Raw genomic sequence first — 18,228 nt, forward strand, 5'->3', positions numbered from 1 at the left:
CTAAGGACGCTTAGAGATATAAATAAGATTCTTGACATCGCTCTCACTCGCAATTGATCGGTCAAATTTTATCCTAACGCTATCGGCTTCGTAGTATTTCATCAAATTCATTTCACCAGTTTTTGGAACAGGAGCCCGCCCGCCGTTTTCATAGCCAAAAATACCAGAAGTCCCCTCGTGACCCCACGAATACCTCAGACCACCTGCCAGCGTAAGGATAGGGTGCCCGATTTCGTGTGCAGCAACAACTTGATAGTCCTTGTCAGCCCAATCCAGATTGCCGCCGCTGGCTCCTTGCTGATAATAGATGGTGGCACCAGGGATCGAGAACGGAAAGATCGCGCCGTTTGTATTGAGCGAACGTGCATAATTTTTTCCACTTTCGACTCTCAGGCTAATAGGCATGCCTTCTTCATTTTTGCTCACGTTAACATTAACAACATACGTATCGCCATTCAGATCAATAGTGCGGCTCCAGAACCTAGATACCCCATCCTGGGTTAAAGACATCAGCTTGGTCGCCTGCGTCTCCGTTAACGTACTGGTGTCGTACTTCAAATTAATATTCACCCCAATCGTCTTATTGGCTGAATCAATCGTGGACTCGAACCAGTCCGACGGATCTTCCTGTCCAGACAGAACCTGATCATCGGTGAGGCCAATCTCGTTCACCCTGGACTTCGTGGTGCCGGTCGATGTAACGCCGAATGGAGAGTCGGACGTACTTGCCGCAGCGCTGCTAGCATCTGGCGCCAAAGCAACGTCAGAATAAGCTCCGATATAGCCCTGGCCAATTCCGGACCGCATCCTCTGGAATGGATTGTCGTCAAGCAAGACCGAAGGATTGTCGGCGAGAAAATCGCTATGATTTTCAGCATAATTAGCCTGCTCCCGTCGCTCGAACGCCTTATCAACTATCTGTTGCCGACGACTCTTCTGGCCTGATTCAGGACCAAAAAAATTGCCCCCCAACGACGCTTCAATCAACCCGTTTCCTATCGCATTACCAAAGGCATCTGCCGCTACGTCCGCGTAGTCCAGTTTGCCCCCCTTACCAATCAAGGCCTGCACGCTGGAACTGACCTGGGCTCCAATGACCCCGTTCATGAAGTTGGATTTGAAGTTATCGGTAGTCAGGCCCAACCCTTTACTGATCCGAGCGGTGGCTACCGAAGCCAGCGCCGACGTGGCGATTGACCGCCAGCTGAAGCTGGCGTCCAAGCCAACAATTTTGCTCGCCCCGTAGTTACCAAAAGAGTTCAATACCGCGGCAGTGGCGATTTTTCCATAGCTGCCAGTTTGCGCCAATTGCTGGACAGTTTGTCCGCCCGACACCAGCCCACCGACTCCAGCCCCAACGGCAGCCCCCAATCCACCCATGGCGACTTGCCCCCAGGAAAAACCGTCGGTCACTCCCATAGCATTGCCAGCGAGTTGGGCGGCAGCGCTGCCCGCCATGCCGCCCACTATAGCGGCCCCGAAACCAGCCCAACCTGCCGCACCGCTGAGCGCGGCGACCCCGGCCCCAGCAATAGTCGCACCTCCAGCAGCCCCCACTGCCACCAACGCCGCGCCTGCCGTAAACACCGTCGCCACCACAGCCACCACCACCATGACGACGCTGGCAAGCCCTTTACTCTTCTTTTTCTTAGGCTTTGGCGGTTGATAGATAGGCACCGGCGTCAGATCACCAGTCACTTCGCTCTGATCATAGGCCTTGAAGGTGTCGGCGTTGTTGGCATTACTGCCGACAACGTTCGGTATGATCAAGCTTGTGCCGCGATCCAAAGCATCACCGACGCCTAATCCATTAGCGTCGGCGATGAGGTACCACATGCTCGAGTCGCCCCAAATTTTCTGGGCGATGCCCTGCAAAGTGTCGCCCTCAACGATTACGTAACTACTAGGCGTGCGCGGCACTTCATCGGGTGAGACAGATGCGATGGTGTCGTAAATCTCCGGTGCACTGTTATTGCCGACACTTGCTAGCATGTTGCCGTTATGTAGGACATAACGCTGGGAAGTGAAATCGTAGTCCGTGCGCACGGTCAGCTGACCATTTAGGTCTGCAGTAAAATATCGCATAAAATTCGCTTTCCCGCTCGCACTCGCCATACGCAGTTCGCCGCGAGCGCCGTAGGACATAGTCGTCAGGCCATTGGTTCCTCTATTAACAGTTGCCTGAACCTCGCTTTCCTTCCATGTCTCAAACCCTGCAAGAGTCGTGAAATTCTCCCCCCACATGGTCCGATTACCGTTGTTGTCGTATACGCTATAGCGATAGTGAACAGAACGTCCCGCAGCGTTATATCCCACGAGGGAATCACGCTCCACGCCATCAGCACCGATCTTTCGTGTTTCGTTGAAGAACGTGTATTGAGAGGCCGTCCAGCTGCTACCGTTCCAGCGGGTTACCAACTGATTATTGAGCTGCCCATCTCCACGATAGGTGTAGGTGGTACGGGTGCGCTCACTGCCATTGACATCCTCTTGGGAGATGCGGTTATTGCGTACGTCATACTGGGCACTGAATATCTGGCTGGCCTCGCCAAGCAGCGCCCCATAGGAGGTATCGGGGTTAGTCGATAGGTTTCGGATCGAAGCTCGCTTGGTAGTGGTGAGCAGCGAACCAAGGTCATTATAGGTGTAGTTATTCAGCACATATTCGTGACTGGGATAACCAAAGAAATCGATAGTTTTTACATATTCCTCGGAAGACGTTCGATTACCTGCAGCGTCGTAAGTGTAGACCTTACCCTTCCCTTTACCGCTTCTGACACCGGCGGCCACTTGCCCCCCACTGTTGAGAAAACCGTCCTCGACCAGTACTCGGCCTTCCAGGTCATATTTAAACCAATTGTCAATCACCGTGCGTACGCCGACCTGGTTGGTGGTATCCATTGCGACACGGCGCCGATTGCCCAACTCGTCATAGCTATACGTAAGAGCATCAATACGAGCGGTTTCAGCAGGGCCCGAAAGATCAGTACCGGCAGGCGCCTTAACTCCTATCAGCCTTCCCAATGCATCATATTTGTAGAGGGTTTCATAGTTACTATTGAATGTACTCGAGTTCACCGTGAAGCTGGCGGAGTTGAATTCACGTACTTTATTCCCGGCCAGATCATATTCCGAGCCAGTAGCCGCCCAATTATCTGCGGGACCTTCGGCCACCAACTTGGTCAGGCCATTGGCAAAGTATTGATAGGTTTTGTCAGGACCACCGGCGATCTGCTCTTTTACCACCTCACCAAAAGAATTGTAAGTATAGGTATAGGTATGTCCGCCCCAATCCTTATGCCCAACCAGTCGAGAAACATCCCCAGCCGAGTACGTCCAGGTCTTGGTGCTTCCCATCTCGTCCTGTTCAAGGGTCTTGCGATTGAGCGCATCGTATTCATAGCTGAACATCACCCCTGACTCGTTATTACTATGGGTGATATTGCCGCGCTCGTTATAAACCGTGTATCGCGTATTCCCCGCCACCCCGGACATATAAGATGCCCCTTGGCGACCGTCTTCCACGTTCTTCAGGGTTTCCGCTGTCTCCGCTGTGCCGCTGATCTCGGCATACAGACGACCCGCCTGGTCGTACTTATTGGTCAATAAAGTGACTTGGGCACCGCCACGAATGATGCCGTGGTTGATCTGCCGATCCATAGCATCGTAACCGTCGACCAACACCGTACCCAAGGCATCCTGAGTGGCGACGCGGTTGCCATGGATGTCATAGCGGTATCGCCGTGAATTACCGAGCGCATCAACATCGCGGGTCAGTTGACCGACCTGGTTGTAGACGTGCTGGCGGGTGCGCAGCAAGGTATTGGTGGTCACGCCAGTGTAGGGCCCGACCAGATCGGCTTCCTGGATCAGTTTGCCGAGGATGTCGTAGCGTTTTTCATGGATCAGGCTAGCCCGGTAGCCAGTACCGTTCTCACGCAAGATGTCAGTGACCGGCAGGGTCTCGGTGAGCACCTGGTTCGCGTGGTTATAGGTGTAGCTGGTGACGTAGCCCCGCGCATCGGTACGACTGAGCACGTTACCCCAGCGATCGAGGGTCTGTCGGATGATCGGGGTACTCAGGGTCAGGGTGGCGCTGTTCAGGGTGTCGGCGCCGAGGTTGGCCTCGAACGCTGGCAGGTGTTGCTCGAACGTGCGGCCAAGCAAGTCGTTGCGCATGTAGTTGATACGGTCGTCGGTTGTGATGCTCCAGTCACCCAGCACCGTGCTTTTGCTGACTTTTTCAGAAAGGTCGTACTGGAACGCAGTGACATTGGTCGCGTTGCCGTAGGATTCAAGCCGACCGACCTGGTCATAGTTGAAGATTTCTACAGTGCCGCCATTGACCTGCTTGCGAGTGACCTCTCCAAAGCGGTTATAGAGTGCGCTCTCACGCGCAGACATCTGCGTCCCCAACCCTACCGTGTACCAATCCACCGTGGCAGTCTGCTGGCCTAGCGCGTCGTACTCAAAAGTACGGCGAATGGTGTGTTTCATTGGCATCGGCACGCCAAACGGCGTCATCCAGGCGCTCATCGTGACGTCGATTTGCCGGGTTTCTTCAATGCGCCGGCCAGCCACATCAACCTTGTAGTCCTGCGCCGAACCCGCCGCATCAATCTCCTGGATCTCATGCCCGACGGCGTCATAACGGGTGCGGGTGATCTGGCCCAGACCAGCCTGTACGTTGCCAGTACTGTCGGTACCTGCCGCGCGAATCTCGCGGATCTGCTGCCCAAAAGCGTTGAGCAGGAGCGTAGTGGTCGGTGATGCGATGATCTCGGCACTGGCAAAAGGATCGACGGCGCCGTTCTTGGCGGTGGCCCGTGCGGGCTCGGTGACTTTGATCGCTTGGCCGAGGGCGTTGTAGTCCGTGCTGACGACGTTGCCTTGGGCGTCAGTGACCGTCTTGACGTTACCTACGCCGTCGTAAGTGCTACGGCTGAGCGACAGGTCGGCGGTCACCAACGTGGCGCTGACCGCTCCCGTGGTGGCGTTGATGCTCTGCTGCCAGAAACGCGCACCTTCCACCGTGGTCTGGCTGAGACGCCCCATGGCGTCGTAGCTGAAGCGAACACGGCGGTCGTTGACGCTGGCCGTCGGGGCCGCCGGCAAAGCATTCTCGTTCCAACTGGCGAGCTTGGTGGCGTAATCGGTCTGCCGGGTCAATTGACCGAGGGCGTCGTACTCCATGCGGGTGTAATAACCCAGGGCATCCACACTACCGATGCGCTGGCCGCCCATGTCGTAGTAGTACACCGAGCTGGCGCCGGTCTGCACCGTGGCGCCGCTGGCGTTGCGCGCCACCTGGGTCTCGCGCACCAGTTGCCCGAAGGCGTCGTAGCTGTAAAGCGTGGTAGGCGCCAGGTTGGTCAGGGTTGAGGTCGCCACATTACCGGTGAAGGTGAACAGGCTGACGATATTTTTCTGCACCGCGGTCTTGCGCCCGAGGGCGTCATAGCTGGTGATCAGCGTGCGGTCCTGGGTGGCGTCGGGAACCAGGGTGGTGGCGGTGACATCGGTCGCGAGGTAATAACCCCTGGCTGGCACGGCTTGGGTCAAGGCATTGGCGTAGCGGACGGTGCGAATGGTCTGGCCCAGGCCGTCATACGAATAGGCGGTTACGCCCTTGAGCCCGTCGATGTCATAACTGACCCGCCCCAGTGCGTCATAGACCTTGTAGCTGTCGACAAAATCGGTGGCGACCGTCCCACTGTTGTTGACTCGCACGCGGTTGCGCACCGCATTGCCGAGGCTATCGTAGGTGACTTCGGTGCTGACCTGGAAGGTATTGGCGGTGCCATCCGAGGCCTGTTGATAGCGGCCGCTGAGTTTGTTGTACCAGCCTGGGCTGGTGATGCGGATTTGCCGGCCGATGGCATCGTAGGCATAGCCGGTGGTACGCGCCTCAGTCAGTTCGTCCAGCGTCGGATCGGCGGTAACGCTGGCCCGTAGGCGGCCCTCGGTACGGCTGGTGACATTGCCCAGGGCATCGTAGGTATTGCTGGTGACCAGGTAACGGCTCACCGCCGACACCACGCCGGCCTCGGTGATGCTGGCCACCGTGACCACTGGCGTGATTTCTTCCACCAGACGGTTGAGCGCGTCGTAGGTGTAGGTCCAGACGTGACCGTTTTTATTGGTCAGGGTCTTGCGGTTGCCCACGGCATCGTAGGTGTAGGACTCGACCTTGCCAGCAGCATCGGTCACGGTTTTTTGTTGACCGGCGGCGTCGTAGGTGTAGGTGGTGGTGCGGTCATTGGCGCTATCGGGGCGCAGTAACGTTTGCAGCTGTTCAGCACCCAGGACGTCACTCGCGGTATTCGCACCGATAGGGCCGGGCGAATACCAGTTCGCCTGACCGCTGCCCGCGCCTGCGTTGACGTTGAGCACCTGGCCGGTCGCGGTATCGATCAGTTCCAGCGAATCGACTTCGACCAGGCGACTGGCATCACCACTGCTGTCGGCACCGTAGTTGTACAGCAGCAAGGGCAGAGCCCCTACGCTGCCCTCGAAGAACTTGTTGGGACTGGCATTCGCATTGATCGGGTTGGTGCCACTGATGGTGCCTTCAAAGGTCCGCCAACCCATCTCCGGCGTCAGTTTCACGCCGCCCACCGCACTGTAGGCGTAAGAGCCTCCGTACGGATTGGAAAGCCACTTGCCGGTGCTGTCATGGGTCAGGACACCGGCATAAACAAGCCCTTCCCCCGTCACCTGGCGTAACCTGACACGCACGGTGTAGGTCTTGGCCGGGTCGATGGGGACTTTTTCCACCGCGTTCAACCTGCTGGTGTTGCCGCTCAGGATGAGCGTCCTGCCGTCACTGCTACCATCGGTGGGCAGTTGGATACGCTTGGAATATTGAACGGTCTGGGTAAGCCGTCCATTGGCATCGTATTTATTCTCGGTAACGCCGCCCTGCCCATCGATCACATAGCGTTGACGGCCTACCGCGTCGTAAACGAACTGAGTACGCCGGTCATCACTATCCGGACGCAGCAGCGGTTGTAACTGTTCGACGCTCAGGACATCACTCGCGGTATTCGCACCGATAGGGCCGGGCGAATACCAGTTCGCCTGACCGCTGCCCGCGCCTGCGTTGACGTTGAGCACCTGGCCGGTCGCGGTATCGATCAGTTCCAGCGAATCGACTTCGACCAGGCGACTGGCATCACCACTGCTGTCGGCACCGTAGTTGTACAGCAGCAAGGGCAGAGCCCCTACGCTGCCCTCGAAGAACTTGTTGGGACTGGCATTCGCATTGATCGGGTTGGTGCCACTGATGGTGCCTTCAAAGGTCCGCCAACCCATCTCCGGCGTCAGTTTCACGCCGCCCACCGCACTGTAGGCGTAAGAGCCTCCGTACGGATTGGAAAGCCACTTGCCGGTGCTGTCATGGGTCAGGACACCAGCATAAACGAGCCCTTCCCCCGTCACCTGGCGTAACCTGACACGCACGGTGTAGGTCTTGGCCGGGTCGATGGGAATTTTTTCCACCGCGTTCAACCTGCTGGTGTTACCACTCAGGATCAGCGTACGACCATCGCTACTGCCCACCGTCGGCACTTGGATCGGCTTGGCATGACGCACCGTCTCGACCACCCGGCCATTGGCGTCGTACTGGTTCTCGCTGACATACCCCAGGGCGTCGACAGTGGCACTCACACGACCGGCAGCATCATAGACATACCAAGTGCTGTTGCCCGCCGCATCGATCTTGCGCGTGACCTGATCGTTCTCGTTGTAACTGTATCGAGTGGTCAGGTTCAGCCCGCTCGGGTCTTGGCGTTCACTGGTGCGCCGGCCCAGCTTGTCAAATGCGTACAGAGTGACCTGCTGGCTGGGACTGGCCACCGTGCCACGCATCACCTGCACTTGCTGACCGACGCCATCATAGCTGTAACTGGTGGTGAGCTTCAGGCCGTTGGGATCCTGGGTCACCCTCAGCAACTGGCCTTTGCGGTCGTAGGCGTAGTCGGTGACGCGTTGCTCGGCCTTCCCTTCGGCGTCGACGACCCGCACCTGGCGTCCCTGACCGTCAAAGCTATAGCGGGTCACGCTGTTGTTGGCATCGGTACGGGTCAGCACGCGGTTGGCGGCGTCGTAGCCGTAGCGACTGATCCGGCCGAGAGCATCGGTCACGGTGAGCAGCCGCCCGGCCTCGTCATAAGCATTGGTAGTGGTGCGGTTCAGGGCATCCTGGCTGGTGACGAGCTGCCCTTCCTTGTTGTAGCTGTAGCGAGTCACTGCCCCCGTGCCATTGGTGATTGTCAGGGTCTGGCCATGACGATTCCTGAGCGTCACCACGCTGACGCCATCCGGCGTGGTGACCGTCAGGCTGCGCGTACTGTCGTTGTAGGCGTAAGCGGTGACGTTGCCCAGTGCATCCGTTTGCTTGAGTACTCGACCGAAAGCGTCGTACTCACTGGTCTGCCCTTGGTTGAGTGGATTCTTTAGCGTGATGACTCGGCCATTGCTGGCATAGGTGGTGGTGCTGACCAGGCCTCGGCCATCGGTCTGGCTGATCACCCGGCCGAACGCGTCATAGACCGTGGCGCTGCTGCGGGCCAAACCGCCGACATCGTCGATACGGCTTATCTGCTCGCCACGCTTGTTGTAGGTGATGCTGCTGGCGATGGTGTTTCCCGTGGAGATTGTACGGGTGACGGATGTTTGATTGCCGAAGGCGTTATAGCCATAACGGGTCACGTAGCCCAGGGCATCGGTCGTGGACGTCAGCAGGCCACGGGTGTCGTAGTCATACACACGTCGATTGTCATTGGCCGCGTCGCGGATCGCTTGCACCAGCGTCTTCAGTTGCGCATTCAACACACCGCCCGACAAGGCGGCGGTGTCTGCCGTGGCCAACCGCCCCGTGAAATCGGTCCGCTCGCGAACGTCACCAAAAGCGCTGTAAACCGTTTCGCTGACCTCGCCCATCGCGTTGACAACGTGGGTCAGGCGCCCTGCCGCGTCATAGTAGGACAGCGTTCGATTGCCCAAGGCGTCAGTGGCACTGGCCACCCGCCCGGCAGCGTCATATTGATAGGTCAAACCGTACTGCGCATAGATCGCAGCCACTTCGGTGGCACTCATGCCGGTCGTTACGCGCCCCGACGCCTCACCGAGCAGCTTGCCAATGGTTTGCCCAAAGGCATCGTAACGGGTACGGGTACTGCGCTCTTCAGTGGTGCCCTGGGCTTGGGTTTCACGCACCAGGCGCCCGGCCGAATCGTACTCATACGCCGTGGCCGTACCATCGGTAGCGACACGCAGGGCCACGCGGCCCTGATCGTCAAATGTGGTGGTCGCGGTTTGTGCCGCACCCGCAGCCACGCCGCTCTTGATGGTAGCGAAGGTTGTCGCAGCGGAAATCGCGGCAGTATAGGCCATGGCATAACGAATGGTTTTCTGGGTATTGCCCGCTTCGTCGTATACCGTTTCAGTGACGAACTGCTTCTCATCGACACTGCCGATTTGCCGACCGGCCACGTCATAGAAATACCAACTCGTCAGATCACTTGCGGAAGGTGGACGCAAATCAACGAGAGTGCCCGTAGCCCGATTAGCCGCCACCGTCACGTTCGCGTAACGAATACTCTGTGTCAGCCGACCTGCGGCGTCATGACGGTCTTCACGCAGATAGCCTTCAGCATCCAATTGACCAATCTGATGCCCGCTGGCGTCATAGAAAAATCGCGTTGTGCGATCACCTGTCTGTTGTTTGATCAACCGGCCTTGGCCGTCATAAGTGAACGTGGTCAGCGTACCGCTGGCATCCGTGCTGGTGCTCAATCGACCGGCATTGTCATAAGACAAGGCGGTAAGACGATCCGCAGAAGCGCTCGCCGGCCGGACATCATCAACCTGTTTCTTGAGCACCACAGTGCCGTTGTACCAGGCCGAGGTATCTACCAGGGTTGCGTAGCGTTTTTCCTGGACACGCTGCCCAGCGGCGTTATAGCTGTATTCGGTCACCGCGCCGAGGCCATCCACCAGGGCACTGACCCGCCCGGCCTCGTCGTAAAACGTATAGCTGCGCACGCCCGTCGCATCCTGGACCATGACTTGCCGGCCGGCATCATCATAGACATACGAAGTGGAACGCGACGCCAGGCCGGCTGCTGTCTGCGTCAGACCAAGCAGTTGGCCTCGGTCGTTGTAGGTTTGGGTAATGGTCATGCCGGCGCTATTGGTCACCGCCACCGTACGGCCAGTACCGTTATAGGCGGTCGTCCGTGTGCCAGCCGAGTCGGTCTGGCTGATCACGCGCCCCAGGCCATCGTAGACAACCGAACTGAGGGTAATCTTCCGGCTACGATCTGCCGCACGGACTACGAGCGTCTGCAGCAGCTGACCATGCTGGCTATACACGTACTCGGTTACGCTGGTGCTGCTCTCCTGGATACCGGTGCCGGCAGCATTGACCGAGCCGTAAGCGACTCGACGGCTCAAATTACCGCGGTAGTCATAACTCAGCTCGGTGAGGGTCGAACGGGTTCGGTCTCGCGAACCGGCCCAGGTCACCAATTGCGACTCGGTCAACACATCCTGCGGTGTGAGCCCGGTCAACACAAACAAGGCATCACCGTAGGCGATTTCCTGGGTTCTCAGCCCCTGGGCGTTATAGCGATACTCCGTGACCTGGCCACGCCCATCGACCATGAAGCGCACCCGATTATTACTGTCATAGGCCAATCGGGTGACCTGGGCGGTGCTGGCCAGCGGCTCTGTCCAGACCCCGGTGGCAGTGTTCAGGGTCGCTGTCGCGGTGTAGCGGATTTCATTGAGTAACTGATTATCGGCCCTGTAGCTACGAGCTACCGTGGCACCCGTCGCATCGCGCTCCAACAGGACGTTACCGTTCGCATCGTACTGGTAGGTGACAGCATTGCCGCGCCCATCCGTGACCTTGATGACATTGCCGTCCGAATCATAGGCATAACGCGTGGACAGGCGCTGTCCATCCACTGCTGGAGTCTGCACTTCGATCAAGCGGTCAAGGGTATCGTAGAAATAGCTCCACTGCTGGCCTGAGCCATTGAGCACATCGGTACGGTTATTGGCTATGTCATAGCTGAAGGTGGTGGTGCCCGAACTGTCGGAAACTGTCTTGACCCGGTACTCGCCATCCCACACCTGATAAGTGAAGCTGACCGAGGTACCGTCACTTTGCACGACGCTGGCGATACGGAAACTGGCCCCGTCGTAGGTATAGTCGGTACGGTAAACCTTGCCATCGGCAATACTGTTGTCTTCCGGGCTCAGATCAGTACTGACATTGATCAGCCGTCCCTGGGCGTCATAGCCGTAATACACCTGCTGAGTCAGCGCACCACCCGCAGCGTTACGCGTGCCGACACGCTCCAGCTTGCCGGCCGCATTGTAGTTCAGCACCAGTTCCTGTCCGGAGCTGTCCTTGACCGAGCTCAAGCGTCCATTGGCATCGTAGCTGTAATTGATCTGAGTGCCATTGGCGTCGGTGACGGACAGCAGCCTGCCGTCGCCGTCGTAACGTTCGGAGGTACGCCGAGAGCCATCCGTCCAGACCATCTGAGCGGCACCGGCATCCCAGGTAATGGTGTCGTGGGCACCATCGCCTTCAGTCGATTGATAGCGACTGCCGTTCCATTGATAGACCGTCTGATGACCGTCGCCCGTGGTACGCGTCACCTGGCTACCGGAAGTGTTCACGGTGCCGGTCAATAACAGGCTGCGTTCACCGTCCCAGCGCCAGCCGTCGGCATCGCCATCGCTCAAGCCGCCCTGGGTATTGTAGATGCGGGTGTGCAGCAAATCCTGGCCCATGCCAGACAGTTGCTCGTCGGTAAAGCGCAGCACCAGGTTGCCGTTGCTGACGTTGACCAACGCCTGCCCCCCGGCCTGCCCCAGGTTGCCTTGGCCGCCGACACCGCTGCCTCCCAACGAATTCACCGAAGCATTGAACAGCCCTAATCCGTTACCGGCGACGATGGCGACCATGATTCCCTTAACTCCCCGACGAAGCTGAGCCGCCCACGCGGCCGAAACATAGCTGCCCGCCCAACGGCCAAGCAGCGCTACTGTCAGTGCTTATGCTCGGCTTTCGAAAAAAGTTTAGGGGGATGGAAAAATATTTTATGAGGCGTTGAAATTGGCTGTTTAACGCATGACAGGCCGCAGCCATCAAGGCAATAATCGCCCGGGAGAACCGCCTTCCCCTTCTTCCGATCGCCGAAAAAGAATCTATTCATGACCACTGATAACTCGTCCGCTGAACAGAATCGCCTGGCGCGCCTGCTCACTTTCCTGGGGCATGATCCGACCAACCTGGCGCTTTTGGCCGACGCGTTGGCATTGGCCATCGATCTTGGCGACGTCATTCATGGCCAACAATTGATCGACCACATGAAGACCCAGGCGATCGAAGAACCCAACATCTGTGCACTGGCAGCCCATGTGTCCTTGCAGGCCGGCCAATATGCAGCAGCGGGCGCTTTCGGGGATAAGGCAATCGAAGGTGGAATCAAGCATCCAGCGGTTATCTTCAACACCGCCCAAGGGCACTTTTACAGCGGCGACTACGCAACTGCCCATACATTGCTTTCGCGCCTGAGCCATGAAGCGCAAAGCCCTACTCCGCTATTGGTGATGCATGCACGCGCCCTGCATCAACTGGAGGAAACTGAAGAGGCCGAGGCATTGGTAGCGCGCGCATTGTTGCAAGATCCGGCAAACATCGAGATTCGCGGACTACTCGCCCTGCTGCAATACGAGAATGACAACTACTCTCCAGCATTGATCACTGCCCACGAGACACTGGCGCAGAACCCTGATCAACTCGATGCGCTGATCGCCTGCGCCTCGGTCCACTTCCACCAACACAACATCACTGCATCACGCAACACCTGGCTTCATACAGTCGCAGTGCATCCTGAATGCGGCCGGGCATGGTCCGGGCTGGCTCGGCTGGAATTCAACGAACTGGAATTCGACGCGGCTGAAGAGCATCTCAAGACGGCGGTCAAGTTCATGCCAGACCACATCGGTACCTGGCATCTTTTGGCCTGGATCTATATTTTGCGAGGGGACAGCACTCAGGCCCGCCGGGCGCTCGACTGCTCTTACGCACTGGACCGAAACTTTGGCGAGACCCATGGTGGATTGGCAATCGTCGACATACTGGAGGGAATGACAGAGCGCGCCCAAAAAGGTATTCGCCGTGCACTCAAACTCAAACCTGACGGTTTGTCGGCTCGATACGCTGAAGCCCTTCTCCTCCAGCAAGCCGGACACCCAGAAAAGGCAGCCCAAGTGATCGATCAGGTTCTTGACCGTACGAGCCCCGATAGCAGCGACACTGGCAGGGTCCTGATGGAGAACTGGCTGCAAACACACCAGAACAAGATCCCCGACCGTCATCCGGACCAACACTAAGCCATCCCACGCGGAGCCCCACATGCTGGACGCATCGGAATATCTACACTTGGCCATCAATGCCAGCCAGAACGGTGACCACCACGCCGCCCTGAATTATCTGAACGCAGCACTTGAAATAGAACCGAAGCATGCAGCGGTCCATTACTTTCGCGCCGCCGAACATGCCGAGCTCGGCATGCTGGAGCGTGCACATGCGGAAATGATCGAGGCACTTGAACTCGATCCCGAGATGGATATTGCGCGGTTCCAATTGGGTTTGCTCAGCCTTCAATTATCAAAGCTGGATGAGGCCCGAAACGCCTTCAACTCACTGCTGAACACATCGCAGGATATGAGTCTCGGGGAATTCTCCGGGGCCTATCTGGAACTGCTCGACGAACGTACGTCGAACGCTATCACCCGGCTGATTCAGGGCCTGACAGATTGCCCTAATCCGGCATTAAAGGCAGATATGGAACGAGTGCTGGCCAGTCTTTCAGACACTGTCGCCCACATCACTCCTGATCCTACCGAACCTGCGGTATTTCTTGGCGCCTACCGCAACGCCTTCGAGACGCCGTGATGAGCAAGATCGATTCGACTCGCCTCTCCCAGGTCCTGGCTGCGCTGGCCAAGCCTAAGGAACGAGTAACATCGAGCACAACAAACAACACCAGCGCCGCCAAGACCAAAAAGGGCGAAAAAGATCTCGAAGTGCTGCGCGTACATTTGCAAAGTCGTCTTCGAGACCTCAAAAGAAATACTGAAGATTTCCACGAGGCAGCCCCAGTCATCACCGTGCAGGAAATCCTGCGCTGGGAGTTCGGCGAAAGCATTCTGGAACATCCCGAATTTGGCAGCATTTCAAAAAAAATCGCTGAAACCATGCTGGAAGATCAGGCATTGGAGAGGGCCATCTACGGAATCGTTGAGCGAATGGTGTCGCCTGAGCCCTGACCGGAAGATCCGGGAGCGCGCCTCCCCCTGAGATAGACCTGTGCACGACATCGGATGAGCTGTGCAACGGTGCAAACGCGCTGTGCTTGATGGCGGTGGATCAGTTGGCCTCGATGCTGGATGTGCCGACGTCTTCGCGAGCAAGCTCGCTCCCACCTTAGATCGGGGGTGAACCTCGCTTTCTCGACTGGCACAGCCCCCTGTGGGAGCGAGCCTGCTCGCGATGGCGGTGGATCAGTTGGCACTGATGCTGGATGTGCCGACGTCTTCGCGAGCAAGCTCGCTCCCACAGTTTTTTCCCACAGTTTTTCGTCAATTGTTCAGCGGTTGGCTTCCAGCTTGTACCTATCCCCCGCCGACGCAGGAGTCGTCTCATTGGCCAGGGCAAAAACACACTCGTCCAGATAAGGCCTGACATCCGCCCATTTCTTGCGATCGGCGATAAACCCCCGCAGCTTCTTGCCGGCATCCACAACATCCGGCTCATGGGCCATCAACATGAGCCTGGCGACTGAACTGGCGTCATCGTCCTTGTGCTTGGCATGATCCTGCCGAGCGTAGGAATGAAACTCCTCGATCCGTCCCAGTACAGCCTCGGCACCGCCCATGCACTTGTCACCCAGGATCTCCTCGCGCCGCTGCGCATGTCCACCGGCAAAGCTGTCCTGGACAAGATGAAGCAAACTGCCAAACGCCACCTGATTCACATTCGCCCGCAACCATGGACGCCCCACCGCAAAAAGATCCTGCACGGTTTGTCCGTTATTGAAATGCTGTTCCCAGCCTTCGATCTGGATGTCTTTCAAATAGGTATTGAGGGGGTAGGTACCATCGGCAACCCCCCAGGCGAACTCGGCCCACATCATGATTTCGCGCTTGGTCTTCTCTGGGGCGTCGCCCTCTTGGGACGCCATTGCATGCAAGAATTGCAGGTCGCCAAAATGCGAACGGGAGATGTAGTTCCCCGCGCCCATGAACGCCACCGGATCGGAAGCGCTTATGTCCTCGGCTTTCTCGAAGAGATTGACCCAACACCGCGTCTGCGAGATGAAACCAACCGAGTAACGTCCATCGCAGCCCTTGGTCTTGGCATCTTCCGCGCCCGGCATGAACACCGGATCATCGTTCCAGCGAACCCCGGCAATGACATAAGCGCCGGCATTCTCCAGGTTGGGGTTACTGCAATCCTGCCAATCCCCGTCACACCCATAGATTTTCTGCGTCAGCGCCTCGTGGGCAGGATCGGAAAAGTTATGCAGCGCGAAACTGGCGAAAGGCACCGTCGCCTTATAGGAAACCCCGTATTTCTTGGCCATCTCCCGCTCAGCCAAGGTGCCATCCGGCGAGAGTTGAAAAGCGTTGGCGTGCCCGATGCAACCCAACAGAACACCCCAGGCGACTCCTGACATGGCTTTGTGTTTGTTCATGAATCGTCTCTGCAAAGGGCGGCGACGAGCAGGTTCTCGTCTCACGCCGGGGATGGGTTGTGGTGGGCATGGCAAATAGCAATAGGCCATCGCCGAAGCATAGCGGGTGGGGCTTTGTCGTCCAGCGAGCAAACGCTGATTTTTTCCGCAGGTTTCCCGGGACCAGTACGAAAGTCGCTATCCAACAGACGGAGCAACTCCCAACCAAAAGCCCCTATGGACCGCCCACGCAAATAGCACAAGCTCACGCCCATACAAGTCCCCAGCCGTGATCGCTACAGGAAAGGACTCCCACGCATACCTCGTACGCGTCACGTCGCGCTCAACCGAGTCCCGCCATGAACCTATCGAATCTCTTCAACATAGCCCGAGCCCGCACACAAGGGGCGGTCAGCCTGGCCTGCACGTTGAGCGAACTGGACCAGGCGCTGGCCAACGTACGCATCACACCGGTATTGATCGCCGGGTTTGTCTCCCCTCACCTGGACATCGACCGGGTCGCCGCCAAGGTCAAGCAGCGTTTTCCCCAAAGCGCCATCAGCCTGTGCACGACGTCGGGTGAGCTGTGCAACGCTGCGAACGCGCTGTATTGCCAGACCGGCGAGACCTGGGATCGGGTGGTGCTGCAGCTGTTCGACGCCAGTGTGATTGCATCGGCCGAGGTGGTGATGGTGCCGCTGGAGTGCGAGGACATTCGCGGTGGCGGCAAGCGCCTGGCCATGCGTGAGCGAATCGCTCGGTTGGTGAGTAACATCAAGCAGGCGCAGGTGAGCACGCCCATTGACCATCGCGATACCTTGGCCTACGTGGTGTTCGATGGTCTTTCGGCTTCCGAGTCGTTCTTTATGGAGGCGCTCTATGAATCAGGCCGTTTCCCCTGCCTGTTCGTTGGCGGCTCGGCCGGTGGCAAGGCGGATTTCAAGAAGACCCTGATCAGTGATGGGCAGCGCAGTTACCAGAACCATGCGCAGATTGTCTTTCTGAAAACCGCGGCGGATGTGCGCTTCGGGGTGTTCAAGAGCCAGAATTTCCAACCTGCCGGGCTGACGTTCAGCGTGCTGACCGCGTCGGTCGAAGACCGCACCATCGATCAGGTCATCGACAGCCGTGGAAACATCAAGAGCATGGTCCAGGCGCTGTGCGAGGCCTTCGAGTGCAGTGCCCAGGCGCTGGAAAAGAAGCTGGCCGATTATTCGTTCGCTATCCGCGTGGGTGATGAGCTGTTCGTCCGCTCCATTGCCCGCATCGACCATCAGCAGCAGATCATCCAGTTGTTCTGCGACGTGGCGCCCGGCGAAGAGTTGGTGATGGTCAAGCGCACGCCCCTGCGCGAAGCGACCCGGCTCGACTACGAGAAATTTCTCAAGGGCAAAGGTGGCCAGCCGGTGGCCGCCATTCTCAACGATTGTATCCTGCGCCGGCTCAACAACAGCAGCGACCTGGGCAGCATGACCGGTATTTTCGGGGATGTGCCTCTGGCCGGCTTCTCGACGTTTGGTGAAATCCTCGGTTTGAATCTTAACCAGACACTCACGGCGATTTTCTTCTTCAGGGTCACCAAGGGCGCCGTTTTTGTTGATGAGTACGTCGATCACTTCATCGCCCACCATGGCGAGTTCAAAGCCTTTTTCCTGCGCCGCCAGATCAAGAAGCTGGCGGGTCTGAATCATGTCGTGGTCAAGCAGATCATGGCGTTCAAGATGAATGACTTCAGCAGCGCCTTGGACACTCGCGGCCTGGACCAGACGATCCTGCCGGTGTTCGACGGCCTGACGGACCTGGGCCAGGTATTGGCGCAGGCCAGCCAGCAACAAGCGCTGATGGCGACGCAAATCAAGCATTACTCCGGCGAACTGCACCTGTCGATGGATGACCTGACGGGCACGATCGACCGGCAAAACAGTGTCGCCGAGCAGGCCGGCACCACCGTCGAGCAGCTTGCCACGCAAGCGGGTGAAGCGGTGGTCGGTGCCCGTGCGCTCGCCAGCTCGAGCTTGCGTATCCAGTCGATCGTACAGGTCATCCAGCAAATCGCCGGCCAGACCAACCTGTTGGCCCTCAACGCCGCCATCGAAGCAGCGCGGGCCGGTGAGATGGGCAGAGGCTTTGCGGTGGTGGCCGATGAGGTCCGCAAGCTTGCGGAAATCACCCGCCAGAATGCCGCGGAAATCGGCGTGGACATCGATCTGCTCTCGACGGAGATCCAAGGCGTCGCCCAACAGATCGAAGACCAATCCGTTGCCGTAAGCGCCCTGCGGGAGATGCTCGATGCCCTGGAAGACTCCAGCCGTACCACCGAAGGCACGGCACAACGCACGAAGGCCATCGCCGACACCTTGACCGGGCTGACCCACGCCAATGCGTGAGGCCGAGTCGCCCCGATGATGGATCGAAATTGAGCGATCAGCACACGTCCCCTTGTGGGAGCGAGCTTGCTCGCGAT

6 protein-coding genes and 1 pseudogene are annotated in these 18,228 nt (G+C 58.0%); 5 read left to right on the top strand and 2 right to left on the bottom strand.

Annotated elements, in window-relative coordinates; all coding sequences use genetic code 11:
• On the bottom strand, positions 1-11,985 hold the full coding sequence (locus BLU85_RS00490; RefSeq protein ID WP_092289988.1) for an RHS repeat protein: 11,985 nt from the start codon (positions 11,983-11,985) through the stop codon (positions 1-3).
• Positions 11,986-12,234: 249 nt separating this feature from the next.
• Here BLU85_RS00490 and BLU85_RS00495 point away from each other — a divergent pair, with 249 nt between their 5' ends.
• The 3 genes from BLU85_RS00495 to BLU85_RS00505 are packed head-to-tail and all read left to right on the top strand — an operon-like array spanning position 12,235 to position 14,358.
• Positions 12,235-13,419 carry a tetratricopeptide repeat protein gene (locus tag BLU85_RS00495; protein ID WP_092204870.1) on the top strand — a complete coding sequence of 395 codons (1,185 nt, stop codon included), beginning with the start codon at positions 12,235-12,237 and terminating at the stop codon, positions 13,417-13,419.
• 22 nt (positions 13,420-13,441) lie between these two features.
• On the top strand, positions 13,442-13,984 hold the full coding sequence (locus tag BLU85_RS00500; protein ID WP_092204869.1) for a tetratricopeptide repeat protein: 543 nt from the start codon (positions 13,442-13,444) through the stop codon (positions 13,982-13,984).
• Positions 13,984-14,358 carry a hypothetical protein gene (locus tag BLU85_RS00505; protein ID WP_092204868.1) on the top strand — a complete coding sequence of 125 codons (375 nt, stop codon included), beginning with the start codon at positions 13,984-13,986 and terminating at the stop codon, positions 14,356-14,358. Before BLU85_RS00500 ends, BLU85_RS00505 begins: the two co-directional genes overlap by 1 nt.
• 320 nt (positions 14,359-14,678) lie before the next feature.
• On the opposite strand, the gene BLU85_RS00510 is transcribed toward BLU85_RS00505, so the two are convergent.
• Positions 14,679-15,785 carry a hypothetical protein gene (locus BLU85_RS00510; protein ID WP_092204867.1) on the bottom strand — a complete coding sequence of 369 codons (1,107 nt, stop codon included), beginning with the start codon at positions 15,783-15,785 and terminating at the stop codon, positions 14,679-14,681.
• Positions 15,786-16,123: 338 nt separating this feature from the next.
• Between BLU85_RS00510 and BLU85_RS31575 the strand changes: the two are divergent.
• Positions 16,124-17,278, top strand: a pseudogene (locus BLU85_RS31575) (FIST signal transduction protein); the annotation flags it as partial.
• Positions 17,279-17,650: 372 nt separating this feature from the next.
• Positions 17,651-18,151 carry a methyl-accepting chemotaxis protein gene (locus tag BLU85_RS31580; protein WP_256326534.1) on the top strand — a complete coding sequence of 167 codons (501 nt, stop codon included), beginning with the start codon at positions 17,651-17,653 and terminating at the stop codon, positions 18,149-18,151.
• Positions 18,152-18,228 lie beyond the last annotated feature (77 nt).

It is taken from the genome of Pseudomonas sp. NFACC14 (assembly GCF_900106885.1).
GTDB classification, from domain to species: Bacteria; Pseudomonadota; Gammaproteobacteria; order Pseudomonadales; family Pseudomonadaceae; genus Aquipseudomonas; species Aquipseudomonas fluorescens_AA.

Excerpts from the sequence above, each read along its gene's own strand:
- BLU85_RS00495 (WP_092204870.1), top strand. The coding sequence starts at position 12,235 with ATGACCACTGATAACTCGTCCGCTGAACAGAATCGCCTGGCGCGCCTG.
- BLU85_RS00510 (WP_092204867.1), bottom strand. The coding sequence starts at position 15,785 with ATGAACAAACACAAAGCCATGTCAGGAGTCGCCTGGGGTGTTCTGTTG.
- BLU85_RS31580 (WP_256326534.1), top strand. The coding sequence starts at position 17,651 with ATGGATGACCTGACGGGCACGATCGACCGGCAAAACAGTGTCGCCGAG.
- BLU85_RS00505 (WP_092204868.1), top strand. The coding sequence starts at position 13,984 with ATGAGCAAGATCGATTCGACTCGCCTCTCCCAGGTCCTGGCTGCGCTG.
- BLU85_RS00490 (WP_092289988.1), bottom strand. The coding sequence starts at position 11,985 with ATGGTCGCCATCGTCGCCGGTAACGGATTAGGGCTGTTCAATGCTTCG.
- BLU85_RS00500 (WP_092204869.1), top strand. The coding sequence starts at position 13,442 with ATGCTGGACGCATCGGAATATCTACACTTGGCCATCAATGCCAGCCAG.